This is a genomic window from Streptomyces sp. NPDC048270, assembly GCF_040652335.1.
In the GTDB taxonomy this organism is placed as follows: Bacteria; Actinomycetota; Actinomycetes; order Streptomycetales; family Streptomycetaceae; genus Streptomyces.
This window is the reverse complement of sequence record NZ_JBEZLV010000014.1, coordinates 13,641-40,349: the sequence shown is the minus strand read 5'-3', so window position 1 is coordinate 40,349 and position 26,709 is coordinate 13,641. Positions and strand designations below refer to the sequence as shown.

Below are 26,709 nucleotides of genomic sequence, written 5' to 3'. Positions count from 1 at the left end.
AGCGTGAGTCCTCGGAGGGCCGCTGATCAGCGGTTCAGCGCCCGAAGGGCCTTACCGACGAGTACGGCTCGGTCAGCCGCCGCCGGCACGTGCTCCAGGCCGAAGCCCAGCAGCACGGTGTCACGCGTAGTCACCGCCGCATAGGACTTGAACAGCTCACCCGACCGGGACCAATCGCCCGGAACTTCAGGGCTTCCGGCAGGTGCGCCCTGGGCGGTCCACTCGCCGAACGAGGTCTCGAAGCCCTCGACGGCCTGGTCGGTGCCGCCGATGCTCAGGCGTGCCTCGTCCGCGAAGACGCCGCGGCCGCCCGAGCCGCCGTCGGTGATGGAGGAGAGCGAGACCTCCACGGTCTTGCCCGCGTAGGCGCTCAGGTCGAAGGAGACCTGCTTCCAGCCGCCCGAGGACGCCGTGAAGCTGTTCCACGCCCCGCTGGTGCCGTGCGGGGTGCAGCTGCCGCCCTCGAGGGTGAGGTAGCGGCGCAGGAACGGGTGGCCGCTGATGAAGAAGCCGGCCCCGCACTCCTCGGGGACGGTGGTGCTGCTCAGCCCGCCCTCGTCCGGGAGCGTGGTCCAGTCGTCCCCGCCGGCGGTGCGGGCCTCCAGCACGGCGTGGTCGTAGCCCTCCTCGACGTTCCAGCTCAGCGCGAACCTCAGCTGCGGCCTGTCCGCGGCGGTGACCTTGGTGAGGTCGATCGTGCGGGTCAGCCGCTTCCAGTCGTCGTCCGCGTGCAGGGCGGAGGCCATCTGGCTCCCGGCGTAGGGGGCGTACGGGTTGACGACCCCGCCGAACTGACCGGCCTGCGCGCTCTTGAACTGCGGGAACTGCGCGGGGGCCAGGGTGTCGGAGGTGACCGTGTAGGAGCCGGGGGCGTTGAGCGGGTTGCCCGCGGCGTCGCCGAGGCCGCCCTTGGCCCCGTTCAGGAACCCGGCGCCGGTGAATCCGGTGGCGCCGCTGACGCTGGTGCGCCCGTAGGCGCCGAGCCAGTACTGGCTGAAGTCGTTGGTCACCGCGCGGCCGACCTGGGCGTTGCCGCCCGCCAGCTCGCCGGCCTCGATCAGCTTGCCGCCCTCGTTCAGGAAGTCGCGGACCGCGAGCTGGGTGTCCCCGCCCGGGGTCTGGGCCCCGGTGTAGTGGACGGCCGTACGGAAGTGGGAGAGCACCCCGAGGTGGTGCGGAGCACCCTGGGCGGCCACGTCCCAGACCGCCGCGGACCTGCCGTTGGCGCGCAGGGCGTCGACGTAGCCCTGGGCGTGCCGGGCCTTGGCGCCCTCCTCCGCGATCACCAGCACGTCCGCGCGGGGCCGCTCGGCCACCGTGTACGTGAAGTGCTCGCTGGAGACCTTCCTGCCGGAGCCGTCGCGGCCGGTGAACCACACCTCGACCTTGTCACCGGGCTTCGCGCCGTCCACCTCGGCCCGGTACTCGTCGAACCAGTTGTTGTCCTCGCCGCCGTAGACGTCGCCGCCCTTCCAGGCCTTGAGGTCCTCGTCGTGCGTACGGCCGCCGTTGATCCGGAAGTTGAGCTCCTTGTCCTTCAGCGCCTTGCGGGCCGTGACGGCGACCGTCTGGTCCTCGCCGCGGGGCGCGTAGGAGGTGGTGAAGGGGTCCACGGTGAAGTCGGCGGCGCTCAGGCCGACGACGGACGCCGGACGGTCCGGGTGGGCGGCGCTCTCGCCGACCGACAGGGCGAAGGGGACGTTCTTGGCGAACTCCGCCTGGATGAGCTTCTCGTCGTCCGGGAAGTTGAAGCCGGAGGCGCAGTCCTCGGGCTTCCACCGGTCGGCCGGGTCGCTCTCGGAGGCGGTCTGGCAGGTGGTCATCTCCGGCGTGAACATCATGATGCCGTTGACGTTGGAGGCGTGGCCGTCGGCCTCGCCGTTGGTGGTGTACAGCTCGGAGGACACCTGCGGGTAGTAGCCCGGGACGGCCGGGTTCTCCGGGGTGCCGGCGAGCGCCTTGTAGGCGATGTCGTCCGGGGTGGGGGTGGCCACCTGCCAGCCCACGCCGTAGAGCAGCAGCTCGGCGGCGGAGTGGTAGTTGATGGCGTACTCGAAGCCGATGCGCTTCTGGAAGGCGTCGAGGGCGGCGGTCTCGGGCTCGGATCCGGCCTTGGGACCGCGGTAGGTCTCGCTCGCCTGGTTCGGCGAGGAGCCCTCGTTGTCGTAGCCCCACTTGTAGGCGAAGTTGCGGTTGAGGTCGACGCCGTCGACGGCGGTGTGCTTGCCGTCGCCGTCGTTGTCGCGCATGTTCTTGCGCCACAGCCGTTCGCCGTCGGGCGCGTGCGTGTAGTCGTAGCCGTCGGGGTTGGCCGAGAGCAGGAACCACAGCTCGGTGGAGTCCACCAGCTTGGTGACCCGAGGGTCCTTGCCGTAGTTGTCGACGGTGTGGTGCATCAGCCGCCGGGTCATCTCCGGGGTGATCCACTCGCGGGCGTGCTGGTTGGACATGTAGAGCACGGCCGGCTTGTCGCCGTCCTTGGTCTTCCTGGCGTTCTTGGTGACCTTGAGGGCGAGGATGTCCTTGCCCTGGACGGTCTTGCCGATGGAGACGACCTTGGTGAGCGCCGGGTTCTCCTGGGCCGTCCGCAGGATCTCCTCCCGGAGGCCGCCCTTGCCGCTGTACGGGCGGAACACCCCGTCCCCGTCGGCCTTCTGGGCGCGGGCGAGTCCCTCGCCGGGGACCTTGCGCTCGGCGAGCTCGATGCCCTGTCCGGCGAGCGCCTCGGCCTGGTCGCCGGTCAGGAACAGCTCGACCCTGGCCGTGCCGCTCTCGGGCGCGCGCTCGGCGAGCTCGTGCGCGTCCTGGCCGGCGGCGAGGACCAGCGGGACCTGCTCCTTGGTGATGTCGGCGTCGTAGACGCGGACCTCGTCCGAGCCGGATCCGGCGCCCGGGCCGGGCTGGGCCTGCGCCGACGCGGGTAGCGCGGCGAGCGCGGTGCCGAAGACGAGTGCGCTTGCGGCGAGGATCGATCTCGCTCGGTGCCTCATATGCCCCCCAGGGCGTCGTCTGCCACGAAAGTGTCCGGACGAAAGGCTCACGACCAGTCCATGCCCATGTCAATGGGGCCTGGTACGGGAAGGGGGTCCGCACGAGTGATCGTGCAGACCCCCTCCAGCGCGGGTACAGGCAGGTCAGCCGACCTGGTCAGCCCGCCATGTTGTCGGCCATCTCCTCGCTGAGATCGAGGTTCGACTCCGTGCCCGGGATGCCGAGGTCCTGGGCGCGCTTGTCGGCCATCGCCAGCAGCCGGCGGATCCGGCCCGCGACCGCGTCCTTGGTCAGCGGCGGGTCGGCGAGCGCGCCCAACTCCTCGAGGGAGGCCTGCTTGTGCTCCATGCGCAGTCGGCCCGCCGCCGCGAGGTGCTCGGGCACCTCCTCGCCGAGGATCTCCAGCGCGCGCTGGACGCGGGCTCCGGCCGCCACGGCGGCCCGCGCCGAGCGGCGCAGGTTGGCGTCGTCGAAGTTCGCCAGGCGGTTGGCGGTGGCGCGCACCTCGCGCCGCATCCGCCGCTCCTCCCAGGCCAGCACCGACTCGTGGGCGCCGAGCCGGGTCAGCAGCGCGCCGATCGCGTCGCCGTCGCGGACCACGACGCGGTCGACGCCGCGCACCTCGCGCGCCTTGGCGGCGATGGAGAGCCTGCGGGCGGCGCCCACCAGGGCCAGGGCGGCCTCCGGACCGGGGCAGGTGACCTCCAGGGAGGAGGACCGGCCCGGCTCGGTGAGCGAGCCGTGGGCCAGGAAGGCGCCGCGCCAGGCCGCCTCCGCGTCACAGGTGGCCCCGGAGACCACCTGCGGGGGAAGACCCCGGATCGGGCGGCCGCGGCCGTCCACGAGCCCGGTCTGGCGTGCCAGCTGGTCGCCCCCGGCCACGACCCGGACCACGTAGCGGCTGCCGCGGCGCAGTCCGCCGGGAGCCATGACCACCAGGTCCGAGGAGTGGCCGAAGATCTCCAGGATGTCCTTGCGGAGCCGTCTGGCGGCGATCCCGGTGTCGAGCTCCGCCTCGATGACGATGCGGCCGCTCACCAGGTGCAGGCCGCCCGCGAACCGAAGGATCGCCGAGACCTCCGCCTTCCTGCAGCAGGTCCGGGTGACGGGGAGGCGGGAGATCTCATCCTTCACCGCGGGCGTCATCGCCATGGGCCGATCCTTCCATGCATCCGAAAAATACGGTCGTACGCGGCGGCGAGCAGCTCCGGATCATGCTTCGGAGACCCGTCTTCCCTGGCCACGGGCGCCAGCTCGACCGCGGCACCGAACCGTTTTGCGGCATCGGCGAGGGACTCGCGGTCGGGCACGGCGGCCTCGTCGGCCAGCACCACGTCCAGGGCGAGTTTAGGGGCGTGTCGGGCCAAAACCTCCAAATGACGCTGCGGAGAGAAGCCCTCTGTTTCGCCGGGCTGCGGCGCGAGGTTCAGCGAGAGCACCCGGCGGGCCTTCGTCTCGACCAGCGCGTCGAGCAGCTCCGGCACCAGAAGGTGGGGGATCACGGAGGAGAACCAGGACCCCGGACCCAGGACCACCCAGTCCGCGTCGAGGACCGCCGCGACGGCCTCCGGTACGGCCGGCGGGTCGCGCGGCACGACCTGTACGGAGTGCACCTCGCCCGGGGTCAGGGCCACGGTGGCCTGGCCGCGGACGGTGTCCACGTCCTCGGGCCGGGCCGGATCGTGCCCCTTGACCAGGGCTTGGAGCTCCAACGGCACCGCCGACATGGGCAGCACCCGGCCCTGCGCGCCGAGCAGCCGGCCCACCAGGTCGAGGGCCTGGACGGGGTCGCCGAGCTGTTCCCACAGGGCGACGATCAGCAGGTTGCCGACGGCGTGCCCGTGCAGGTCGCCCTGGGACTGGAAGCGGTGCTGGATGACCCGGGCCCAGGTCTGGCCCCAGTCGTCGTCTCCGCACAGCGCGGCCAGCGCCTTGCGCAGGTCGCCGGGCGGCAGCACGCCGAGCTCCTCGCGGAGCCGGCCGCTGGATCCGCCGTCGTCGGCGACGGTGACCACGGCGGTGAGGTCACCGGTGATGCGGCGCAGGGCGGCGAGGGAGGCCGACAGGCCCTGGCCGCCGCCCAGTGCGACCACCTTGGGCGCGGCGCCGCGCCGGCGGCCGGAGCGGCCTGCGCCGTCCTCGCCCCGTCCCGGGGTGAGGCGGCGCAGGCGGCTCAGCCGCGGGGTCCGTGCGGTCACTCGCGCCCCATGTCCCGGTGGACTACGACGGTCTCGACTCCCTCGGAGGCGAGGCGGGCGGCGAGCTTCTCGGACACGGCCACGCTGCGGTGCTTGCCGCCCGTGCAGCCGACCGCGATGGTCACGTACCGCTTGCCCTCGCGGCGGTAGCCGGTGGCGATGAGCTGGAGCAGCTCGGTGTAGCGGTCGAGGAACTCCTTCACGCCCGGCTGGCCGAAGACGTACCCCGACACCTCCTCGTTGAGCCCGGTGAAGGGGCGCAGCTCGGGGACCCAGTGCGGGTTGGGGATGAAGCGGCAGTCGACGACGAGGTCGGCGTCGACCGGCAGGCCGTACTTGTAGCCGAAGGACATGACGGTGGCCCGCAGCTCGGGCTCCTCGTCCCCGGCGAACTGGGCGTCCATCTTGGCGCGCAGCTCGTGGACGTTGAGGCTGGAGGTGTCGATCACCAGGTCGGCGTCCCCGCGCAGCTCGCGCAGCAGGTCGCGCTCGGCGGCGATGCCGTCGGTGATGCGCCCGTCGCCCTGGAGCGGGTGCGGGCGGCGGACCGATTCGAAGCGGCGGACCAGCGCGTCGTCGGAGGACTCCAGGAAGACGATGCGGCGGGTGACCCCGCGGCTGTCGAGGTCGGCGAGGGACTCGCGCAGGGCGTCGAAGAACTGGCGGCCGCGGACGTCGACGACGACGGCGATGCGCGCCACGTTGCCCTGGGAACGGGCGCCGAGCTCCACCATGGTGGGGATCAGCGCCGGCGGCAGGTTGTCGACGACGAACCAGCCGAGGTCCTCCAGACACTTGGCCGCCGTACTGCGGCCGGCCCCGGACATCCCGGAGATGATCACCAGCTCGGGGATGGCCGCCTCGGCGGTCTCGCCGGGCTCCACTGTCGTGCCCGTACTCACCTGTGCTCCGTCTCGGTCGTGCGCGGTCTCGTGCTCGGTCATTGCTCGGTCCCCCGTTCGGACGATGGCTCCCGGCTACGGCTGGGAGGCGGCCCCACCCGCGGGGGCGGGGTTCTCATCCTCAATGATCTCTCCTGTCGCCGTGTTGACGGCAGGGCCGGCGGGGACCGACCGGGCGAGGGCCACGGCCACGGCCTCGGCCGTCTTGCGGCCTATGCCCGGGACCTCGCAGATCTGGTCGATTGTCGCCTGTCGGAGCCTCTTCACCGAACCGAAGTGCTTGACCAGGGCCTGCTTGCGGCTCTCGCCGAGGCCGGGCACCTCGTCCAGCGGGCCCGCCTTCAGGCGCTTTCCGCGCTTGTTGCGCTGGTACTGGATGGCGAAACGGTGGGCTTCGTCACGGACCCGCTGGAGCAGGTAGAGGCCCTCGCTGGTGCGGGGCAGCACGACGGGGTCGTCCTCCCCGGGCAGCCAGACCTCCTCCAGCCGCTTGGCCAGGCCGCACACGGCCACGTCGTCGACGCCGAGCTCCTCCAGGGCCCGCTTGGCGGCGGCGACCTGCGGCTGCCCGCCGTCGACCACGACGAGCTGCGGCGGGTAGGCGAACCGCTTGGCCCGCCCGTCGTCCTCGGGCTCCGCGCCCTCCTCCGCGTCCCACTCGCCGGTCTTCAGCTTCTCCTGGAGATAGCGCCGGAAGCGGCGGGAGACCACCTCGTGCATGGAGCGGACGTCGTCCTGCCCCTCGAAGGTCTTGATCTGGAAGCGCCGGTACTCGCTCTTGCGGGCGAGCCCGTCCTCGAAGACCACCATCGAGGCGACCACGTCGTCGCCCTGGAGGTGGGAGATGTCGAAGCACTCGATGCGCAGCGGGGCGCTGTCCAGATCCAGCGCCTCGGCGATCTCCTCCAGGGCCCGGGAGCGGGTGGTGAGGTCGCTGGCGCGCTTGGTCTTGTGCAGGGCGAGGGACTGCTGCGCGTTGCGGTGGACGGTCTCCATGAGGGCCTTCTTGTCGCCGCGCTGCGGGATGCGCAGGCTGACGCCCGAGCCCCGGCGCGCGGCGAGCCACTGGCTCAGGGCGGGGGCGTCCTCGGGCAGCGCGGGGACCAGCACCTCCTTGGGGACGGACTCGCCGGTCTCCTCCCCGTAGAGCTGCTGGAGGGCGTGCTCGACCAGCCCGGCGGTGTCCACGGCCTCGACCTTGTCGGTGACCCAGCCGCGCTGGCCGCGGACCCGGCCGCCGCGTACGTGGAAGATCTGCACGGCGGCCTCGAGCTCGTCCTCGGCGACCGCGACCAGGTCGGCGTCGGTGGCGTCGGTGAACACCACGGCGTTCTTCTCCATGGCCCGGCGCAGCGCCCCGATGTCGTCGCGGAGCCGGGCGGCCTTCTCGTACTCCATCTCCTCGGCCGCCTCGTGCATCTCCCGCTCCAGCCGGGAGAGGTAGGTGCCGGTCCGGCCGGCCATGAAGTCGCAGAAGTCCTCGGCCAGTTCGCGGTGCTCCTCGGGGGTGACCCGGCCGACGCAGGGGGCGGAGCACTTGCCGATGTAGCCGAGCAGGCAGGGGCGGCCGATCTGCGCGGAGCGCTTGAACACGCCCGCGGAGCAGGTCCGTACCGGAAACACCCGGAGCATCAGGTCGACGGTTTCGCGGATGGCCCAGGCGTGGCCGTAGGGACCGAAGTAGCGCACGCCCCGCTTCTTGGGCCCGCGCATGACCTGGACCCGGGGGTACTCCTCGTTCATCGTCACGGCGAGGGAGGGGTAGCTCTTGTCGTCGCGGTACTTGACGTTGAACCGCGGGTCGTACTCCTTGATCCAGGAGTACTCCAGCTGGAGCGCCTCGACCTCGGTGGACACCACGGTCCACTCGACGGAGGCGGCCGTGGTCACCATGGTGGCGGTACGGGGGTGCAGGCCTGCGATGTCCTGGAAGTAGCTCGCCAGGCGCTGGCGCAGGCTCTTGGCCTTCCCGACGTAGATCACCCGGCGGTGCTCGTCGCGGAACCGGTACACCCCTGGTGAGTCGGGGACCTGTCCCGGCTTGGGTCGGTAACTGGAAGGGTCGGCCATGCCAACCACCCTACTGGCGCCCTCCGACAACCGGCCGTACGCTCCCCGTCCCGCCGGGCGCGGCTCGAAAACCGGGGCCCGTCCAGGGGCGGGCCGCAGGGCCCGGCCGGTGGAGCCGGCCGGGCCCCGCGGGGGCGGGTCAGGCCTCCGCGGATCGGCGGAAGCGGCGTACGCCCAGGACGCCCAGCGCCCCGAGGGCAAGCGCGCCGGCCCCGCCGAACACGCCGCTCACCGGCGCATCAGGCTCGGCGGAACCCTCCGCGAACCCCCCGGCCACGCCCCGCAGGGCATAGGCGGAGCCGGGGAGCTTGTCGCCGTACGCCTTCGCGACCCGGGCCCGGTAGGCGCCGAGGCTGGTGCCCCCGGCGCCCACCGCACGCACCGCGTCCTCGTCCAGCGGCAGCACCCGGCTCCCCTCGGCCACGTACCACGCGTCGATCTGCGGCTCCCGGAACACGGTGCCGCCCGGCAGCTTCGCGGCGCCCAGCTGCGCGTAGCGGAATTCGTCGTCGCCGGTGGCGATGTTCACCACCTGCCAGCCGGCCTCCGTCCGCGCCGTCCACAGCGCGGCGCGCTGCCCGTCCGAGGAGACGGCCTCGCTGGCGAGGAACTCCAGGCGGGCGACGCTCGCCCCCGCCGTGCCCGCGACGAACTCCGGGGAGAGGTAGTGCACCGGTACGGCCTCCCCCGCTATGCGGGGCTGCGCGGCCTCGAGCGAGACCTTCCCCTCGCGGGCGAAGAACCGGGAGAGCGTGGCCAGGGTCTCCGGTGCGGCGGCCGTCCGCGCGGCGGCGGCCCGGGTCTCGGCCGTGGCGGCCTGCGGCTGCGGCACGGGCGCCGCGGCGGCCTGCGGCGCGAGGCAGAGGAGGGCGGCGCAGGCGGTGGCGAGGGCCGCGGCAGTGGCGGTGGCGGTGGCGCGCAAGGTCATGGCGCTCACGCCCCGATCCGGTAGAGGGAGTGGGTCCAGGAGAAGGTGCTGTTGTTCACGTACCAGGCGTGCGAGGCCCAGTTGTAGCGGTCGCTGGAGGGCCACGGGTCGCCCCAGTAGACCCAGCTGTTGGCGGTGTCGTAGCCGTAGACGACGTGCATGTGGCCGCCGCCGTTGGACCACTGGATCCGGGTCTCGATCGGGCGGTTGGCGTTGATCTCGGTCTGCACGGTGGAGTACTGGAGCCAGCCGTTCACGTACGAGCCGGCGTTGATGCCCGCCCAGCGCAGGCCGGTCTGGACGTTGCCGAGGGTGGCCTGGTTGTTCGGGCAGTCGGAACCCTGCTGGCGGTTGAAGGCGGCGTTGCAGAACTGGTTCTGGGTGTGGTTCCGGCCGAACCAGGTGGCGATGGTGTTTCCGCCGGCGGCCCAGCACCAGTTGGTCTTCTGCTGGGCCTGCATGGTGATGTTCAGGCGCTTGTAGGCGAGGGCGGACTCGGTGTCGGCGGGGGCGGCGGTGGCGGTTCCGGCGCCGAGGGACAGGGCGAACAGCAGGGCGGAGACGAAGGCGGCGAGGGAAAGCCGCCTGTTTCGGTGGCGCATCGCGTTCCTCCCGAAGCGGGGATGTGGGGGTGGAGGAGCGCGTCCGGACGCTGTGGAGGAGCATCGGGGTGTTGTCGTGATCAGGTCAACACGCTTCAATACGCGTTGACATTGCGGTGTGAACGGTGGGGCTGCGGTGTGAACGGTTGCTGCCGTGCCACCTGGTCCCCCGGTGCCGCCAGCGCGATCCCCCGGGCCGGCGCGAGTGAACGTTCACAGAGGAGTCGCCATGCTGCCCACCGGCGACGCGGCGGGCGCGCCCGGCCCGGCCGGCGTCGCCGCAGGCCCGCGGGGCGCGCCGGGCCCGTCAGGCACGGCAGGTGCGGCAGGCACGGCAGGCACGGCAGGCACGGCCGAGCTCCGGCAGCTGCTGCGCGGCGGCCCCTTCCACCTCGCCCTGCGCGCCGCCCTCGCCGCCCGCGGCCTGCCGCTGCACCGGGTGCAGCACCGGCTCGCGGCCCGCGGCATCAAGGTCGGTGTCACCAGCCTCAGTTACTGGCAGCAGGGCGCCCGGCGGCCCCGGCACGCGGAGTCCCTGCGGGCCGTCGGCGCCCTGGAGGAGATCCTGGAGCTGCCGGACGGCGCCCTGCTCCGGCTGCTGGCCGCCCCCGACACCGCCGGCGGCCCGGCCCGCCCGGCCGCCCGTCCCTACCGGGCCCTGGTGAGCGTGGGCGCCGCGGTGGAACGGCTGCTGGCCTCGATGGAGCTCCCGCCCGACGGCGGACTGCACTCGCTGGGCCACCACGAGCGGGTCCGGATCGGGGCGGAGGGCGAGATGCGCACGCGCGAGTCGCAGCAGATCGTGCGCGCCCACCGCGACGGGGTCGACCGCTACCTCGCCATCCATCACGGCGATCCGGGCTGCGACACGTCCCGGATGGCGGTGACGGCGTACGAGAACTGCCGCACCGGGCGGATCCGGACCCACCGGGAGGCCGGGGTGGTGGTCGCCGAGCTGCTCTTCGACGCCCGGCTGCGGCGCGGCGACACGTACGTCTTCGGCTACGGCATCGAGGACGGCACGGGCGCGCGCAGCGACGAGTACGTGCGCGGGTTCAGCTACGCGGGCGGCCAGTACATGCTCCAGGTCCGCTTCGACGAGGCGGCCCTGCCGGTGCGCTGCCGCCGTTTCGCCCGGTCCGGCCCGCAGGCTCCGCGCACCGGCTTCGCGGACCTCACGCCGAGCGGCCGCCACCGGGCGGTGCACCTGGTGGAGCAGTCGGTGCGGCGCGGGATCCTCGGGATCGCCTGGGACTGGGACTGAGGCCGGGCCCGTGGCGGGTCAGCCCGCGATGAGCCTGCCGTTCTCCGCCTTGACGGGGACGGCGGGCAGCGGGTCGGTGGCCGGGCCCTTCAGCACCCTGCCGGTGGCCGCGTCGAAGCGGCTGCCGTGGCAGGGGCAGTTCCCCTCGCCCTCGACGATCTTGTCCAGTACGCAGCCGGCGTGCGTGCACTGGGCGCTGAACGCCTTGTACTCGCCCGCCGCAGGGCAGCTGACGATCAGCTTCCGCTCGCGGTACAGCTTGGCGCCGCCCACCGGCACCTCGGCCGCGGCCCCCAGGTCCACGGGGGCGGTGGGCGTCGCGGGGGTGTTCCCGCCGCTGTTCGTCCCGGTCGAGCAGGCCGTCAGGGCCGCTCCGGCGCCGGCTGCTCCCGCGAGCGCGGCGGCGCCCCGCAGAACGGTACGGCGGGCGGGAGACGGCGACGCGGGCATGGAACTCTCCTGGTGGAACGGGCCGGGCACGGTGCCCCCGACGATACCGCCGACCGATGCGGTAGCTTCCCCCGCGTGATCGTCGTCGGCGGAGAAGCCCTCATCGACCTGGTCCCCGTCGCGGGGCCGCCGGGCGCCCTGCTGCCGCGGCCGGGCGGCGGACCCTACAACACCGCGCTCGCGCTCGGCCGCCTCGGGGCCGAGGCGGCCTTCTGCTCGCGGGTCTCGGCGGACGGGTTCGGCGAGAGCCTGCTGGCCGGGCTCCGCGCCGCCGGGGTGGACCTGTCGCTGGTGCAGCGCGGGCCGGAGCCGACCACCCTCGCCGTGCCCTCGCTGGCCCCGGACGGCTCGGCCTCCTACGGCTTCTACGTCGAGGGCACCGCGGACCGCCTGTTCACGCTGCCGCCCGCCCTCCCGGAGTCCGTACGGGCCCTGGCGCTCGGGACCTGCTCGCTGGTCCTGGAGCCGGGCGCGAGCGCGTACGAGGCCCTGCTGCGCCGGGAGTCGCGGCGCGGGCTGCTGACCCTGCTGGACCCCAACATCCGGCCGGCGCTGATCGCGGATCCGGCGGGCTACCGCGCCCGGTTCCTGACGCGGCTGCTGCCGTACGCCTCCGTCCTCAAGCTGTCGGAGGAGGACGCGGCGTGGCTGGGCGGCCGGGTGTCCGACTGGCTCGCGGCGGGTCCGTCGGCGGTGGTGCTGACCCGGGGCGCGGCGGGGCTGACGGTGTGGACCCGGGAGGGCGAGGAGCATTCGGCGGCGGCCCGCGCGGTCGCGGTGGCGGACACGATCGGGGCGGGCGACACCGTCAACGCGGCCCTGCTGCACCGGCTTTCGGGCACGGGGACCGGCCCGGTGGACTGGCCGGACGTCCTGGGCTACGCCGCCCACGCGGCGGCCCTGACCTGCACCCGCGCGGGCGCGGAGCCGCCGTACGCGGCCGAGCTCGAGCCATGAGCCGCCCCCGGCCCCCGGTGTTCCCCGCACACCCGCTGCCCGGCGCCTGACGTGCTGGGCTCTGCCCGGGAACGGAGCCCCGACCACGGCACCGCACCCAGCACAAGGGCCCTCTTACGCGCCGGAGCCCCGCGGAGCCCGGGGCAGAGCCCCGACCGCGGCACCGCACACAGCGCAGGGGCCCGGCACCAGCCGGACCCCTGCGCCTCGCCTCAGCCCGGCGCTACGCCTTGCGCGCCCGCGCCGTCGTCTTCTTGGCCGGGGCGGCGGCCTTCTTCGTGGCGGCCTTCGTGGCCGCCGCCTTGGTGGCCACCGCCTTCGTGGCCACCGCCTTCTTGGCCGGCGTCTTCTTGACGGCCGCCTTCTTCCCGGCGGCCCGCGCCGGCAGCGCCCCGTCGGAGACCCGGTCCGCGCCCAGGATGTCCCGCAGGAACTTGCCCGTGTGGCTGGCGCCCACCGAAGCGACCTGCTCCGGCGTGCCCTCGGCCACCACCAGACCGCCGCCGTAGCCGCCCTCGGGGCCCATGTCGATGACCCAGTCGGCGGTCTTGATGACGTCCAGGTTGTGCTCGATGACGATCACCGAGTTCCCCTTGTCCACCAGCCCCGACAGCACCTTGATCAGCTTCGAGATGTCCTCGAAGTGCAGACCCGTCGTCGGCTCGTCCAGCACGTAGACCGTCCGGCCCGTCGACCTCTTCTGCAGCTCCGAGGCCAGCTTCACGCGCTGCGCCTCACCGCCCGACAGCGTCGGCGCCGACTGGCCGAGCCGGACGTACCCCAGCCCGACCTCGTTCAGCGTCCGCAGGTGCCGCGAGATCGTCGGGACCGCCTCGAAGAAGTCCAGTGCCTCCTCGATGGGCATGTTGAGCACTTCCGCGATGGACTTGCCCTTGTAGTGGACCTCCAGCGTCTCCCGGTTGTACCGGTCGCCGTGGCAGACCTCGCACGGGACGTACACGTCCGGCAGGAAGTTCATCTCGATCTTGATCGTGCCGTCGCCGGAGCAGTTCTCGCACCGGCCGCCCTTCACGTTGAAGGAGAAGCGGCCCGGCAGGTAGCCGCGCACCTTCGCCTCCATGGTCTCCGCGAACAGCTTGCGCACGTGGTCGAAGACACCGGTGTACGTGGCCGGATTCGACCTCGGCGTGCGGCCGATCGGCGACTGGTCCACGTGCACGACCTTGTCGACGAGGTCGTCGCCGTCCACCCGCGTGTGGCGTCCCGGCACCGAGCGGGCGCCGTTCAGCTCGCGCGCCAGGTGCGTGTAGAGGATGTCGTTGACCAGCGTCGACTTGCCGGAGCCCGACACGCCGGTCACGGCCGTGAGCACGCCCAGCGGGAACGCGACGTCGATGTCCTGGAGGTTGTTCTCCTTGGCGCCGTGGACGGTCAGCTTCCGATCGCCGTTCACGGGGCGGCGTACGTCCGGGATCGCGATGGACCGCTTGCCCGACAGGTACTGCCCGGTCATCGACTCGGTGTTCTTCAGGAGCTCCTTGAGCGAACCGCTGTGCACCACCTTGCCGCCGTGCTCACCCGCGCCGGGGCCGATGTCCACGACCCAGTCGGCCACCTTGATGGTGTCCTCGTCGTGCTCGACCACGATCAGCGTGTTGCCCATGTCCCGCAGCCGCACCAGCGTCTCGATCAACCGGTGGTTGTCCCGCTGGTGCAGGCCGATGGAGGGCTCGTCCAGGACGTACAGCACACCGACCAGGCCGGAACCGATCTGCGTGGCGAGGCGGATGCGCTGGGCCTCGCCGCCCGAGAGGGTGCCGGCGGCGCGGTTCAGCGACAGGTAGTCCAGGCCGACGTCGACGAGGAAGCGCAGCCGCTCGTTGACCTCCTTGAGGACCCGCTCGGCGATCTTCTTGTCGCGGGCGTCGAGCCGCATCCGGCCGAGGAAGTCCGCGCACTCGCTGATCGACATGGCGGCGACCTCGGCGATGGACTTCTCCATCACCGTCACGGCCAGCACGATCGGCTTGAGCCGGGTGCCGTCGCAGGTCGGGCACGGCACCTCGCGCATGTAGCCCTCGAAGCGCTCGCGGCTCGCGTCGCTCTCGGACTCCGCGTGCCGCCGCTTGACGAACGGCACCGCGCCCTCGAAGGCCGTGGTGTACGCCCGCTCCCGCCCGTACCGGTTGCGGTAGCGGACCTCGATCTGCGTCTTGTGCCCGTACAGCAGGGCCTTCTTCGCGCGCAGCGGCAGCCCGGCCCACGGGATGTCCGTACGGAAGCCCAGCTCCCCGGCCAGGGCGCCGATCAGCCGCTGGAAGTAGTCCTTGGTGTGACCGAGCGACCACGGCGAGACCGCGCCCTCGTCCAGGGACTTCTCCTCGTCCGGAATGATCAGCTCGGGGTCCACCTCCATGCGCGTGCCGATGCCCGTGCACTCGGGGCAGGCGCCGAAGGGCGAGTTGAAGGAGAAGGAGCGCGGCTCCAGCTCCTCGAAGGAGAGGTCGTCGTACGGGCAGTAGAGGTGCTCGGAGTACATCCGCTCACGCTCGGGGTCGTCCTCCGCGAGGTCGACGAAGTCCAGGATGACCATGCCGCCGGAGAGGCCGAGGGCGGTCTCCACCGAGTCGGTGAGCCGGCGCTTGGCGCTGTCCTTGACGGTGAGGCGGTCGATGACCACCTCGATGGTGTGCTTCTCCTGCTTCTTCAGGGTGGGCGGCTCGGAGAGCTGGACGGTCTCGCCGTCCACCCGCGCCCGGCTGTAGCCCTTGGTCTGCAGGTCGGCGAAGAGGTCGACGAACTCTCCCTTGCGCTCCCGCACCAGGGGCGAGAGCACCTGGAAGCGGCTGCCCTCGGGGAGGGCGAGCACCTTGTCGACGATCGCCTGCGGCGACTGGCGCGAGATGGGCCGCCGGCACTCCGGGCAGTGCGGCTTGCCGATACGGGCGAAGAGGAGGCGGAGGTAGTCGTAGACCTCGGTGATGGTGCCCACGGTCGAGCGCGGGTTGCGCGAGGTCGACTTCTGGTCGATCGAGACGGCCGGCGAGAGCCCCTCGATGAAGTCGACGTCGGGCTTGTCCATCTGCCCGAGGAACTGGCGGGCGTACGACGAGAGCGACTCGACGTAGCGGCGCTGGCCCTCGGCGAAGATCGTGTCGAAGGCCAGGGAGGACTTGCCCGACCCGGAGAGTCCGGTGAAGACGATGAGTGAGTCGCGGGGCAGGTCGAGCGAGACGTTCTTGAGGTTGTGCTCGCGAGCGCCACGAACGATGAGACGGTCGGTCACGCCGGTCCGCACCTTTCTTGAGAGAGCGGGGGGCACGGGCCCCCGTCCCAGGGTATGGGGGGCGCCACTGCGGTGGAGTTGGAGTCTGACTTCCGAGCGTATAGCACGCACATTCGATTTACGGCACTCCGCCAACCGCTTCACCCGATCGTGTGGCCGGGAGCCCGGGACCACTAGGCTCGGCCGCATGACTGATCATGTGCACGACCTGCGATCTGTACGTGAAGCGACGGACCGACTGCTGACCGCGGTCGCGAAGCTGGACAACGCCTCTCTCGCCGCGGAGTCACACCTCCCCGGCTGGAGCCGCGGCCACATCCTGGCCCACCTGGCCCGCAACGCGGACGCCCTCGTCAACGTGTTCGAAGGGCGCCCGATGTACGAGAGCGCCGGAGCGCGCGACGCGGACATCGCCCGCGACGCCGGCCGCTCCCTGGAAGAACACCTGACGGACCTCGGTGATTCCGGGGCCCGCTTCCTCGCCGCCACCGAGCGGGACCAGGACTGGTCCCGCACCGTCGAGCTGCGCAACGGGGTCACCGACCTCGCCGCCAACGTGCCCTTCCGCCGCCTCGTCGAGGTGGAGCTGCACCACGTCGACCTGGACATCGGCTACGGGCTCCGCGACCTCCCGGCGGAGTTCACCGCCCGCGAGATCGCCTTCCTCGCGGACCGCTGGTCAGGGCGCCCCGAGGTTCCCCCGGTCACGCTGCGGGCACCGTCCGGCACGCTGTGGCACACCGGCGGCACGGAGGGCGCCCCGGTGGTCCTCGAGGGCCCCGAGGACGAGCTGCTCGGCTGGCTGGCCGGGCGCGGCCCGCGCGGCGCCGGCCTCACCGTCGCGGCCGGCGACGGCCTTCCCGCGCTCCCGCCGCTCTAGCACCGCACACCTCTAGGATCAAAGACATGACGTACACCGGAGAGGTCAAGGTCGGCGGTCCGGCCGACGTGCACGAACTCGCGGACCTGATGATTTCCAAGGTCGCGGTGGGCTCGATGAACAACAACGCCTACCTGCTGCGCTGCCGGGCCACCGACGAGCAGCTGCTGATCGACGCGGCCGCGGACGCGGACACCCTGCTGAGCCTGATCGGCGACGACGGCATCAAGTCCGTCGTCACCACCCACCAGCACGGCGACCACTGGGGCGCGCTCCAGGCCGTGGCCGAGGCGACGGGGGCGACCACCTACGCGGGCGTCCACGACGCCGAGGGCATCCCCGTGGCCACCGACGTGCCGGTGGCGGACGGGGACACCGTGCGCGTCGGACGGGTGGAGCTCACCGCGCGCCACCTGGTCGGGCACACGCCCGGCTCGATCGCCCTGATCTACGACGACCCGCACGGCCATCCGCACGTCTTCACCGGGGACTGCCTCTTCCCGGGCGGCGTCGGGAACACCTGGGGCGACCCGAAGGCCTTCGCGAGCCTGATCGACGACGTCCAGCACAAGATCTTCGACCGGCTGCCGGACGAGACGTGGATCTACCCGGGCCACGGCAACGACACCACGCTGGGCGCCGAGCGTCCGCACCTGGCCGAATGGCGCGAACGCGGCTGGTAGGTCCGCAATCCGTCAACTTCCCGACGCCGGGCACCCCTTCCGGTCGATGATGGCCGAACGCACGTCCTGAGGGCCGGGGAGGGGGTATCTGCTGCACCATGCAACAAGATCCCTCCCCGTCCCCCACAGCACCGCCTCCCGCCCCCTCGATGCTGCGGCTCGCCTCGGCCTCCCTCGCCGGAACCGCCATCGAGTTCTACGACTTCTTCGTCTACGGAACGGCCGCCGCCCTCGTCCTCGGCCCGCTCTTCTTCCCGTCCTTCTCCCCGCTCGCCGGGACCCTCGCCGCGTTCGGCACCTTCGGCGTCGGCTTCCTCGCCCGCCCGCTCGGCTCGGCGATCTTCGGCCACATCGGCGACCGCTACGGGCGGCGTCCGGTGCTCCTCGCCTCCCTGCTGCTGACCGGCCTCGCCACCGTCGCCGTCGGCTGCGTGCCGACGTACGGCTCGATCGGCGCGGCCGCGCCGGTGCTGCTGCTCCTGCTGCGCTTCCTGCAGGGCCTCGGGCTCGGCGGCGAATGGGGCGGCGCCGTCCTGCTGACCGCCGAGCACGCTCCCGAGCGGCGGCGCGGGCTGTGGTCGAGCTTCCCGCAGATCGGTCCGCCGGTGGGCTTCCTGCTGGCCAACGGCATCGTCCTCGCCCTGTCGGCGACCCTGACCGACGCCCAGTTCACTGCGTGGGGCTGGCGGGTCCCGTTCTGGGCGGCCGGGGTGCTGGCCCTGGCGGGACTGTGGCTGCGCCACTCGGTGGAGGAGACCCCGCAGTTCCGGGCCCTGGCCCTGAGCGGCCGGCGGGCGGACGCCCCGCTGGCGGAGGTGGTCCGCGGGCACTGGCGGCTGCTGCTCCTGACCGGCGGGGCGCTGGCCGTGGGGTACGCGGTCTTCTACGCGGTCACCACCTGGTCACTCGCGTACGCGACCGAGCGCCTCGGCCTGGGCCGTACGACGGTGCTCGCGTGCATCATGGGCGCGGTCGCCCTGATGGGCGTGGTGACCCCGCCGCTGGCGGTGCTCGGCGACCGGTACGGCCGGCGGCCGCTGTGCCTGGCCGGGTCGGCGGCCTGCGTGCTGTGGATGTTCCCGCTGGTGGCCCTGCTGGGCACGGCCGATCCGGTGCTGATGACGGTGGGCTTCGTCGTGGCGCTGCTCGGCATGGTGACGATGTTCGCGGTGGTGGGCGCGTACCTGCCGGAGCTGTACGCCCCGCGGATCCGCTGCACGGGGGCCGCGGTCGGCTACAACCTGGGCGGCGTCCTGGGCGGGGCGCTGACCCCGATCGTGGCGACGGCGCTCGCGGACGGTTCCGGTCCGCAGTGGGGTGTGGCCGTCTACCTGAGCGCGATCGCCCTGGTCAGCCTGGTCTGCTTCGCGCTGCTGCCGGAGACCGGCCCGGCCGTCGTGCGGGCACGGGCGGGCGCGGGGGCGGCCGCGGGCACGGAAACGGGGGCGGCCGAAGCGGCCGCCCCCGCGTAGTGCCTCGGGACGGTCAGGCGTCGATGCTCTCCGGGCGGGCGGCGGCCTCTGCCGCCGCCTGCTTCTTCGAGGCGATCAGGCTGGTGATCGTGGTGATGACCAGGACACCGCAGATGACGCCCAGGGAGACCGGGATCGAGATGACCGGGACGTGCAGGCCGGACTCGTGGAGCGCGTGCAGCACCAGCTTGACGCCGATGAAGCCCAGGATGATCGACAGGCCGTAGCTGAGGTGGACCAGCTTCTTGAGCAGGCCGCCGATCAGGAAGTACAGCTGGCGCAGGCCCATCAGGGCGAAGGCGTTGGCGGTGAAGACGATGTACGGGTCCTGGGTCAGGCCGAAGATCGCGGGGATGGAGTCCAGGGCGAACAGCACGTCGGTGGTGCCGATGGCGAGCATGACGACCATCAGCGGGGTCAGGACGCGCTTGCCGTTGTTCTGGATGAAGAGCTTGGTGCCGTGGTACCGGTCGGCGACGCCGAACTTCTTCTCGACGGACTTGAGCAGGCGGTTCTCCTCGAACTCGTCCTCCTCCTCACCCTTGCGGGCCTCCTGGATCAGCTTCCACGCGGTGTAGATCAGGAACGCGCCGAAGATGTAGAAGACCCACGAGAAGCTGGCGATGATCGCCGCGCCCGCCGCGATGAAGATCGCGCGGAGCACCAGGGCGATCAGGACGCCCACGAGCAGGACGCGCTGCTGGAGGTGCGAGGGCACCGAGAACTTCGCCATGATCAGGACGAAGACGAAGAGGTTGTCCACGCTCAGGGACTTCTCGGTGATGAAGCCCGCGAAGAACTCCTGCGAGGCCTGGCCGTTCCCGAAGAACCACAGGCCGAGGCCGAACAGTGCGGCGAGGACGATCCAGACGACCGTCCAGGTTCCGGCTTCCTTGATCGATACGTCGTGGGGCTTGCGGCCGATGAAGAAATCGGCGCCGATGAGCAGGGACAGACCGAGAATGGTCATGGCCCACAGGGCCCAGGAAACTTCCACGTGAACACGCCTCCGGCGGATGGCTCAGCACTTCGTCAGCGTCATCGCTGCCGGAGGTCTCTTCCACCCTGGCGGCCTGGAGGCCGTGGGCCGACGCCCCGGGACCGACTGCGCTCAACAACAGCAGTGGTCCGTATTGACGGGTACGCCGTAGCAGGAAAGCAGGAATACTCCCCTCCGCACGCACCAGAGTACCTGCCGGAGGCCCAGAAGGTAAAGGGAGTGCCAAGAACTGGTCAGCGGCAGGTCATCGACCTGCCGCCGAACCTCACGGTCGAGTGCGTCGCCGGCCTTCCGCCACCCGCTCCAATGCCTGGTCGAGGACCCTGCTGCCCTGCGGGGGCAGGTCCGGTTCGAAGGTCCAGGCGTGGTGGACCCAGGGGTCGGCGAGGTGGTTGTCCGGCACCGGCGACAGCCGCATCAGCGAGCGCCACAGCGGGTCCAGCAGCGGCCCGTAGGCCGAGGCCTCGTCCCGGTCCGCGACCATCAGCAGGTGCACGCCGACCGCCGGGCCCTCGTCCGCGAGGTAGCGGAGCTGGGTGACGGACCGGTCGTCGAAGCCGTGCGGGAAGTCGTGGACGAGGAGCAGCTGGTCGGCCGTGTCCACGTCGGGCGGCAGGTCCTCGGGAGCACCGGCCCGCAGCGCCATCTGCACGAGGTCCACCCGCTTGGTCAGCCCTGCCAGCGTCGCGGTGACCCCGGCGGCGCCCGCGGCGGGCGGCCCGGCCAGCACCCCGGCGCGTACGAGGGGGGCCAGGGAGGCGGCTCCGGCTCCGGCCGCGTCGATGACGTGGACGGTGAACCGGTCGGCGGGGTGGACGGCGAGCAGCCGCACCGCGTGGGCGACCGCCATGTCCATGGCGGCCCTGCGCAGCCGGTCGGTGTCCATGGCCATCGCGGCCTCGGAGCCGGTTCGGCCGTTGTCGATCCACAGGCCGCGCTCCAGGGGGAGCTTCATCAGCATGGGGATCCGCAGGTCGGGGCGCTCGGGGAGGTACAGGTCGCCCAGGCGCAGGGCCAGCGGGTTCTCCTCGGGCAGCCCGGCGGACGGGCCGCCGTGCCAGACCGGGTTGTCCCAGCGGGCGTACGCGGCGGGCAGCGCGGGCTCGACCACCTCGGATTCGGCGACCAGCTGGACGAGGTCCCGGTCGAGGACGGCCTGGGCCTGCGCGACGAGCTCCTCGCGGCGCGCCCGGGCGGTGTCGCGGGCGGCGTTCCCGGAGCCGCCCAGGCGGTGGCGGGGGTCGGACAGGGCCTCGTCGAGCTCGCGGTCCATGCGGGAGTCGGCGAATTCCACGGCGCTGCGGTAGGCGGCGACCGTGCGGGCCAGGTCCTCGAACATGCCCCAGACCTGGTTGTAGAGCCGCTCCTCCATGGACCAGCCGCTGGCGTCGCCGGCGACGGGCCTCGGGGGCTGGCCCGGCTGCTGCGCCGCGGCGGGGCGCGGCGCGGGCTCGGGGGGCTCGGTCGCGGTGGGGCGGCGGCGCGGGTGGGAGTAGCTGATCGTGCCGTCGGCCGGGGCTGCGGGGACCGCGGCGGGGCCGGAGGCGGGCAGGGAGCCGGGCGCGGCGGCGGAGCCGGACCCGGAGGCGGGCAGGGAGCCGGGCGCGGCGGCGGAGCCGGACGCCGGCCCGGACGTGGACGCCGGCCCGGACGTGGACGCCGGCCCGGACGTGGGCGCGGGCCCGGACGTGGGTGCGGGGCCCGGCGTGCCCGCGTACGGGCTTCCGGACACCGGGACCGCCGGGTCGGGTGCGACCGGCACCGGGTCGGGCGCGACCGGGGCCGCGACACTGGCGTGCACGCGTGCGGCCAGCTCGGCGGCGGCGGGGGCGGTGAGCCCCTGGTCGGCGAACAGGCCGGGGAGCCCGTCGGCGTAGCCCTGGCCGACGGCGCGGACCTTCCAGGCTCCCTGGCGGCGGTAGAGCTCGAGGGCGACGACGGCGGTCTCCGCCTCCAGCCCGGTCAGGGTGTACTCGGCCAGCCCGGCGCCGTCCATGTCCGTGACGGCCACGTGCGAGGCCGCGACGGCACCGAAGCGGCGCGGGCCGCCCGGGGGCAGGGAGAGCAGGACGCCGACGCGGTGCACCTCGTCGGCCACCGCGTCGAGGTCGACGGCGAACCGGTGCCGGTCCGCGGACCCGCCGGGCACCTCGACCCCCGGAAGATCGCTCGCACCGGGGTGCGCGATCCCCTCCGGGCCGGCCACGGCGCCCCGCTCGTCTCCGAGCGAGGCCAGGGCGAGCACCGGTGTGCCCGCCGAGACCGTGATCCGCACCCGGTGTTCGGACAGGGCATGGTTCTGCCCCCGGACCAGTTCGGCCGCCATCGTCCCGTCTCCCCCCGATCTTCTTCGCTTACAGGTGCGGCAGGATCGCCGGCATCAGGTCCTGGAACGTCCGGCCGTTGGCCGGGTTGCCGAGGGCCGTCATCTGCCAGCCCGCGCCCGCGCGGGACACCTTCGCCATGATCTGCGCGGTGTACTGGCCACCGCCGTCGAGGGTGTACCGGGCCAGCTCCTGGCCGTTGGTCTCGTCGACGATGCGGCAGAACGCGTTCTGCACTTCCTGGAACGTCTGGCCGGTGAACGAGTTCACCGTGAAGACGATCTGGTCGATGTGCACCGGCACCCGCTGGAGGTCGACGAGGATGGCCTCGTCGTCCCCGCCCTGGCCGACACCGCCGACGAGGTTGTCACCGGTGTGCCGGACCGAGCCGTCGTCGCTCTGCAGGTGCCGGAAGAAGACCACGTCCACCGGCTGCTTGTCGGCGAAGAGCACCGCCGACGCGTCCAGGTCGATCTCCCGGGTCCGCGAGCCGAACAGCCCGCGGCGCTTGGCCGCCTGCCAGCCGAGGCCCATGCGGACCGCCGTCAGCGTGCCCCCGTCCGCCTTCTGCAGACTGATGGCCTGACCCTTGGTCATGTTGACCGTCACGCGCTGTCCCCTCTCCATAGCCCGCCCCTACAACGGGAGCGCAGCGTGTACCTGCGGCTGAGACCCAACCCTACTGACAGGCTCCGACTCAGGCGAGGCCCGCTTCCTTCATCTGCCGCAGCTCCTTCTTCAGCTCGCTCACCTCGTCCCTGATCCGGGCCGCGACCTCGAACTGGAGCTCCGCGGCCGCCGCGCGCATCCGCTCGGTCATCTCCTCGATGATCCCGGCCAGTTCGGCGGCCGGCCGGTCGGTGGGGACCGCGCCCGCCTTGGCGCCCTTCGCACCCTTCCCGGCCTTGGCCCCCGCCGCCTTGCCGCCCAGCGAGGGAACCGGCGCCTTGGCGGCCTTGCCGTCCTTGGCCTGCCGGTATCCGGTGGCGAGGAGCTCCTCGGTGTCCAGTTCCTCACGGGCGATGGTGGCGACGATGTCGTTGATCTTCTTGCGCAGCGGCTGCGGGTCGATGCCGTTGGCGGTGTTGTAGGCGACCTGCTTCTCGCGGCGGCGGTTCGTCTCGTCGATCGCCTGCGCCATGGCCGGGGTGATGCTGTCCGCGTACATGTGGACCTGGCCGGAGACGTTGCGCGCCGCGCGGCCGATGGTCTGGATCAGCGAGGTGCCGGAGCGCAGGAAGCCCTGCTTGTCGGCGTCGAGGATCGCCACGAGCGACACCTCGGGCAGGTCGAGGCCCTCGCGCAGCAGGTTGATGCCGACCAGGACGTCGAACTCGCCGGAGCGCAGCTCGCGCAGCAGCTCGATGCGGCGCAGCGTGTCCACGTCGCTGTGCAGGTAGCGGACCTGGATGCCGAGCTCCAGGAAGTAGTCCGTGAGGTCCTCGGCCATCTTCTTGGTGAGGGTGGTGACCAGGACCCGCTCGTCCTTCTCGACCCGCTGCCGGATCTCGTGCACCAGGTCGTCGATCTGGCCCTCGGTGGGCTTGACCACGACCTCGGGGTCGATGAGGCCGGTGGGGCGGATGATCTGCTCGACGAAGCCGTCGCCGCGCGAGAGCTCGTACTTGCCGGGGGTGGCCGACAGGTAGACGGTCTGGCCGATCCGCTCCTGGAACTCCTCCCACTTCAGCGGCCGGTTGTCGAGCGCCGACGGCAGCCGGAAGCCGTGGTCGACCAGCGTCCGCTTGCGCGAGGCGTCGCCCTCGTACATGGCGCCGATCTGCGGCACGGTGACGTGCGACTCGTCGATGACCAGGAGGAAGTCCTCCGGGAAGTAGTCGATGAGGGTGTTGGGCGCGGAGCCCGGCTCGCGGTCGTCCATGTGCAGCGAGTAGTTCTCGATGCCGGAGCAGGACCCGATCTGGCGCATCATCTCCAGGTCGTAGGTGGTGCGCATGCGCAGCCGCTGCGCCTCCAGCATCTTGCCCTGCTTCTCCAGCTCCCCGAGGCGCGCGGCCAGCTCGGTCTCGATGCCGCGGACCGCCTTCTCCATGCGCTCGGGGCCCGCGACGTAGTGGCTGGCGGGGAAGACGTACAGCTCGCGGTCCTCGCTGATGACCTCGCCGGTCAGCGGGTGCAGGGTGGACAGGGCCTCGATCTCGTCGCCGAACATCTCGATGCGGACGGCCAGTTCCTCGTAGACCGGGAAGATCTCGATGGTGTCGCCGCGCACCCGGAAGGTGCCGCGGGTGAAGGCCACGTCGTTGCGCGTGTACTGGATGTCGACGAAGCGGCGCAGCAGCTGGTCCCGGTCGAGCTCCTCGCCGACCTTCAGCGAGACCATCCGGTCGACGTACTCCTGCGGGGTACCGAGGCCGTAGATGCAGGACACGGAGGCGACGACGATCACGTCGCGCCGGGTCAGCAGCGAGTTGGTCGCGGAGTGGCGCAGCCGCTCCACCTCCTCGTTGATCGAGGAGTCCTTCTCGATGTAGGTGTCCGACTGCGGAACGTAGGCCTCGGGCTGGTAGTAGTCGTAGTACGAGACGAAGTACTCGACGGCGTTGTTCGGCAGGAGCTCACGGAACTCGTTCGCCAGCTGGGCGGCGAGGGTCTTGTTCGGCGCCATGACCAGGGTGGGGCGCTGAAGCTTCTCGATCATCCAGGCGGTGGTCGCCGACTTGCCGGTGCCGGTCGCACCCAGCAGGACGACATCCTTCTCACCTGCGCGGATGCGCTTCTCCAGCTCGGCGATGGCCGCCGGCTGGTCGCCGCTGGGCTGGTAGGAGCTGACGACCTCGAAAGGCGCCACCGTGCGTTCGATCTTCGATACGGGCCGCATGACTCAACCGTACGACCCCCCACTGACACTCACGTCTCCGCGCCCGGCCGCGCGGCGCGCCCGGCCGGACCGGCCTCACACGTTCTGGTCCGTTTGTCGTAGTTCGGTGGCGGCTCGGTGATCTTCAACCCCATGATCGCGGTGAAGGCTCCGCCGTAAGTGCATCGCCACAACGTCTGCCGCTCCGCACCCGTCTGACGCAGGAACAGGGCTCACGACCCGAGGAGAACGCACATGTACGTCCGACCCGCCGCCGCGGCAGCCGCCGCGTTGCTGGGCTTCACCCTCACCGTGCTGGGCGGAACGGCCTCGTACGCCGCCACCGGCCCCGGCTCCGCCCAGGGGCCGGCAGGGCTCCTGGGGAACCCCGTCGTGTACGCCCACCGGGGGGCTTCCGCCTACGCCCCGGAGAACACCCTCGACGCGGTCGACCTGGCGATGCGGCTGGGCTTCCACTGGGTGGAGAACGACGTGCAGCGCACCAAGGACGGCGAGCTGGTCGTCGTCCACGACGACACCCTCTCCCGGACCACGGACGTCGAGCAGGTCTTCCCGGACCGCAGCCCCTGGCGGGTCAGGGACTTCACGGCGGCGGAGATCGCCCGGCTGGACGCGGGCAGCTGGTTCGGGCAGGAGTACACGGGCGCCCGGGTGCCGACCCTGCGGGAGTACCTCGACCGGGTGCAGCGCAACCAGCAGCGGCTGCTCCTGGAGATCAAGAAGCCCGAGCTCTACCCCGGAATCGAGCAGCAGACCCTGAAGGTGCTGGACGAGGCGGGCTGGCTCGACGCCCGGCACGTGCAGCAGCGCCTGGTGGTGCAGAGCTTCAGCGCCGACTGCGTACGCATCGTGCACGACCTGCGCCCGGACCTCGTGACGGCCTTCCTGGGCACCCCGCCGGTGGCGGACCTGCCGCGGTACGCGCAGTTCACCGACCGGATCAACCCGTGGCACACCACGATCACGGCCGAGTGGGTGGCGGCGGTGCACGGGCTGCTCGGCGCCCACGGCAAGACCATGGAGGTGGACACCTGGATCGTGGACGACGCCACGACCGCCCGGAGGGTGCAGGCCATGGGCGTGGACGGGATCATCACCAACGCCCCGGACGTGGTCCAGGAGGCGGTCGGCGGGTACTGACGGGGCCGCGCCCGGCGCCGTCGGCCCCGTCCGCGCTGTCCGCGGGCCGTCCGCGAGCCCTCCGCGCAGTCCGCCCAGAGTCCGCACGGTCCGGGCTGTCAGTGGGGCGCCGTACCGTGGACGCGTGGACAGCACCGAGCGGCCCCGCGGGCCGCACCTCGAATGGACCGTCGTCGCGAGCGACATCGGTCCCCTGCTCCTGGCCGCGACCCCGGAGGGTCTGGTCAGGGTCGAGTTCCATGCCGAGCCGGACCGGGTCGACGCGATGATCGGCCCCCTCGTCTCCCGGCTCGGCGCCGACGCCCGGCGGCCCGCGCCGGGCGGTGAAGTGCTGCTGGCCGAGCCCATACGCCAGCTGGCCGCCTACTTCTCCGGTGCGCTGCGGCGCTTCGAGCTGCCGCTGGACTGGCGGCTCAGCTCCGGCTTCAACCGGCAGGTGCTCCAGGAGCTGGACCGTTCCGTGCCGTACGGAGCGGTCGTCGGGTACGGGGAGCTGGCCGCCCGCGTCGGACAGCCGGGGGCCGCCCAGGCCGTCGGCAACGCCATGGGGTCGAATCCGCTGCCGCTGGTGGTGGCCTGCCACCGGGTCGTGGAGAACGACGGGGGCATCGGCGGCTTCGGCGGCGGGGTCGAGACCAAGCGCCGACTGCTCGCGCTGGAGGGCGTCCTGCCGCAGCCGCTGTTCTGAGTGGGGAAGACACCCGGTTCCGCCCGCACGGTAAGGGGTGGCACACTGCCGCGGTGACTACTCCAGCCGCC

General features: G+C 72.1%; 20 protein-coding genes. 7 read left to right on the top strand and 13 right to left on the bottom strand.

Features of this window, described 5'->3' with window-relative positions; translation table 11 throughout:
* Positions 1–26 precede the first annotated feature (26 nt).
* The 7 genes from AB0D66_RS14945 to AB0D66_RS14915 all read right to left on the bottom strand — a co-directional run bounded on the left by AB0D66_RS14945 (position 27) and on the right by AB0D66_RS14915 (position 9,691).
* Positions 27–2,990 (bottom strand): M14 family zinc carboxypeptidase, encoded by a 2,964-nt coding sequence (locus AB0D66_RS14945; protein ID WP_362302104.1) that lies wholly within the window; start codon positions 2,988–2,990, stop codon positions 27–29.
* Between the two features lie 157 nt (positions 2,991–3,147).
* Positions 3,148–4,143 carry a DNA-binding protein WhiA gene (gene whiA / locus AB0D66_RS14940; protein ID WP_030009075.1) on the bottom strand — a complete coding sequence of 332 codons (996 nt, stop codon included), beginning with the start codon at positions 4,141–4,143 and terminating at the stop codon, positions 3,148–3,150.
* On the bottom strand, positions 4,134–5,189 hold the full coding sequence (gene yvcK / locus AB0D66_RS14935) for a uridine diphosphate-N-acetylglucosamine-binding protein YvcK (protein WP_362302101.1): 1,056 nt from the start codon (positions 5,187–5,189) through the stop codon (positions 4,134–4,136). Before yvcK ends, whiA begins: the two co-directional genes overlap by 10 nt.
* Positions 5,186–6,133: an RNase adapter RapZ gene (gene rapZ, locus AB0D66_RS14930; RefSeq protein WP_069919778.1), complete on the bottom strand. Its 948-nt coding sequence runs from the start codon at positions 6,131–6,133 to the stop codon at positions 5,186–5,188. Before rapZ ends, yvcK begins: the two co-directional genes overlap by 4 nt.
* Positions 6,134–6,166: 33 nt before the next feature.
* A complete protein-coding gene (uvrC, locus tag AB0D66_RS14925; RefSeq protein WP_362302097.1) occupies positions 6,167–8,161 on the bottom strand; it encodes an excinuclease ABC subunit UvrC in 1,995 nt (664 codons plus the stop codon).
* Positions 8,162–8,300: 139 nt separating this feature from the next.
* The gene (locus AB0D66_RS14920; RefSeq protein ID WP_362302414.1) at positions 8,301–9,089 is read right to left on the bottom strand and encodes a hypothetical protein; all 789 of its coding nucleotides are present in this window, start codon (positions 9,087–9,089) and stop codon (positions 8,301–8,303) included.
* Between the two features lie 5 nt (positions 9,090–9,094).
* A complete protein-coding gene (locus tag AB0D66_RS14915) occupies positions 9,095–9,691 on the bottom strand; it encodes a papain-like cysteine protease family protein (protein WP_362302094.1) in 597 nt (198 codons plus the stop codon).
* Positions 9,692–9,920: 229 nt separating this feature from the next.
* On the opposite strand from AB0D66_RS14915, the gene AB0D66_RS14910 reads away from it, so the two are divergent.
* A complete protein-coding gene (locus tag AB0D66_RS14910) occupies positions 9,921–10,955 on the top strand; it encodes a hypothetical protein (RefSeq protein WP_362302091.1) in 1,035 nt (344 codons plus the stop codon).
* An 18-nt stretch (positions 10,956–10,973) separates the two neighbouring features.
* On the opposite strand, the gene AB0D66_RS14905 is transcribed toward AB0D66_RS14910, so the two are convergent.
* Entirely contained in the window at positions 10,974–11,405 is a 432-nt protein-coding gene (locus AB0D66_RS14905) for a Rieske (2Fe-2S) protein (protein ID WP_362302088.1), read from the bottom strand.
* 75 nt (positions 11,406–11,480) lie between these two features.
* Here AB0D66_RS14905 and AB0D66_RS14900 point away from each other — a divergent pair, with 75 nt between their 5' ends.
* Positions 11,481–12,362, top strand: coding sequence for a carbohydrate kinase (locus AB0D66_RS14900; RefSeq protein ID WP_362302085.1), 882 nt, complete (start codon positions 11,481–11,483; stop codon positions 12,360–12,362).
* 223 nt (positions 12,363–12,585) lie between these two features.
* Here the strand turns inward: AB0D66_RS14900 and uvrA are convergent, their stop codons facing one another.
* Positions 12,586–15,609 (bottom strand): excinuclease ABC subunit UvrA, encoded by a 3,024-nt coding sequence (uvrA, locus tag AB0D66_RS14895; protein ID WP_362302083.1) that lies wholly within the window; start codon positions 15,607–15,609, stop codon positions 12,586–12,588.
* A 187-nt stretch (positions 15,610–15,796) separates the two neighbouring features.
* Here uvrA and AB0D66_RS14890 point away from each other — a divergent pair, with 187 nt between their 5' ends.
* From AB0D66_RS14890 to AB0D66_RS14880, 3 genes are all read left to right on the top strand, one after another.
* A complete protein-coding gene (locus AB0D66_RS14890; RefSeq protein ID WP_362302080.1) occupies positions 15,797–16,489 on the top strand; it encodes a maleylpyruvate isomerase family mycothiol-dependent enzyme in 693 nt (230 codons plus the stop codon).
* Positions 16,490–16,515: 26 nt separating this feature from the next.
* Positions 16,516–17,172 (top strand): MBL fold metallo-hydrolase, encoded by a 657-nt coding sequence (locus AB0D66_RS14885; protein WP_362302077.1) that lies wholly within the window; start codon positions 16,516–16,518, stop codon positions 17,170–17,172.
* Positions 17,173–17,321: 149 nt separating this feature from the next.
* Positions 17,322–18,644: an MFS transporter gene (locus AB0D66_RS14880; RefSeq protein WP_362302410.1), complete on the top strand. Its 1,323-nt coding sequence runs from the start codon at positions 17,322–17,324 to the stop codon at positions 18,642–18,644.
* Positions 18,645–18,657: 13 nt separating this feature from the next.
* On the opposite strand, the gene AB0D66_RS14875 is transcribed toward AB0D66_RS14880, so the two are convergent.
* The 4 genes from AB0D66_RS14875 to uvrB all read right to left on the bottom strand — a co-directional run bounded on the left by AB0D66_RS14875 (position 18,658) and on the right by uvrB (position 24,810).
* Positions 18,658–19,641: a TerC family protein gene (locus tag AB0D66_RS14875; RefSeq protein ID WP_362302074.1), complete on the bottom strand. Its 984-nt coding sequence runs from the start codon at positions 19,639–19,641 to the stop codon at positions 18,658–18,660.
* A 268-nt stretch (positions 19,642–19,909) separates the two neighbouring features.
* The gene (locus AB0D66_RS14870) at positions 19,910–21,970 is read right to left on the bottom strand and encodes a TerD family protein (protein ID WP_362302071.1); all 2,061 of its coding nucleotides are present in this window, start codon (positions 21,968–21,970) and stop codon (positions 19,910–19,912) included.
* A 28-nt stretch (positions 21,971–21,998) separates the two neighbouring features.
* Positions 21,999–22,577 carry a TerD family protein gene (locus AB0D66_RS14865; protein ID WP_030762430.1) on the bottom strand — a complete coding sequence of 193 codons (579 nt, stop codon included), beginning with the start codon at positions 22,575–22,577 and terminating at the stop codon, positions 21,999–22,001.
* A gap of 88 nt (positions 22,578–22,665) precedes the next feature.
* Positions 22,666–24,810 carry an excinuclease ABC subunit UvrB gene (gene uvrB / locus AB0D66_RS14860; protein ID WP_362302068.1) on the bottom strand — a complete coding sequence of 715 codons (2,145 nt, stop codon included), beginning with the start codon at positions 24,808–24,810 and terminating at the stop codon, positions 22,666–22,668.
* 234 nt (positions 24,811–25,044) lie between these two features.
* Here uvrB and AB0D66_RS14855 point away from each other — a divergent pair, with 234 nt between their 5' ends.
* Complete coding sequence (locus AB0D66_RS14855) at positions 25,045–25,950, top strand: glycerophosphodiester phosphodiesterase family protein (protein ID WP_362302065.1); 906 nt, start codon at positions 25,045–25,047, stop codon at positions 25,948–25,950.
* A gap of 124 nt (positions 25,951–26,074) precedes the next feature.
* Positions 26,075–26,638, top strand: a complete 564-nt coding sequence (locus tag AB0D66_RS14850; protein WP_362302062.1) for a methylated-DNA--[protein]-cysteine S-methyltransferase — start codon at positions 26,075–26,077, stop codon at positions 26,636–26,638.
* Positions 26,639–26,709: the final 71 nt, after the last annotated feature.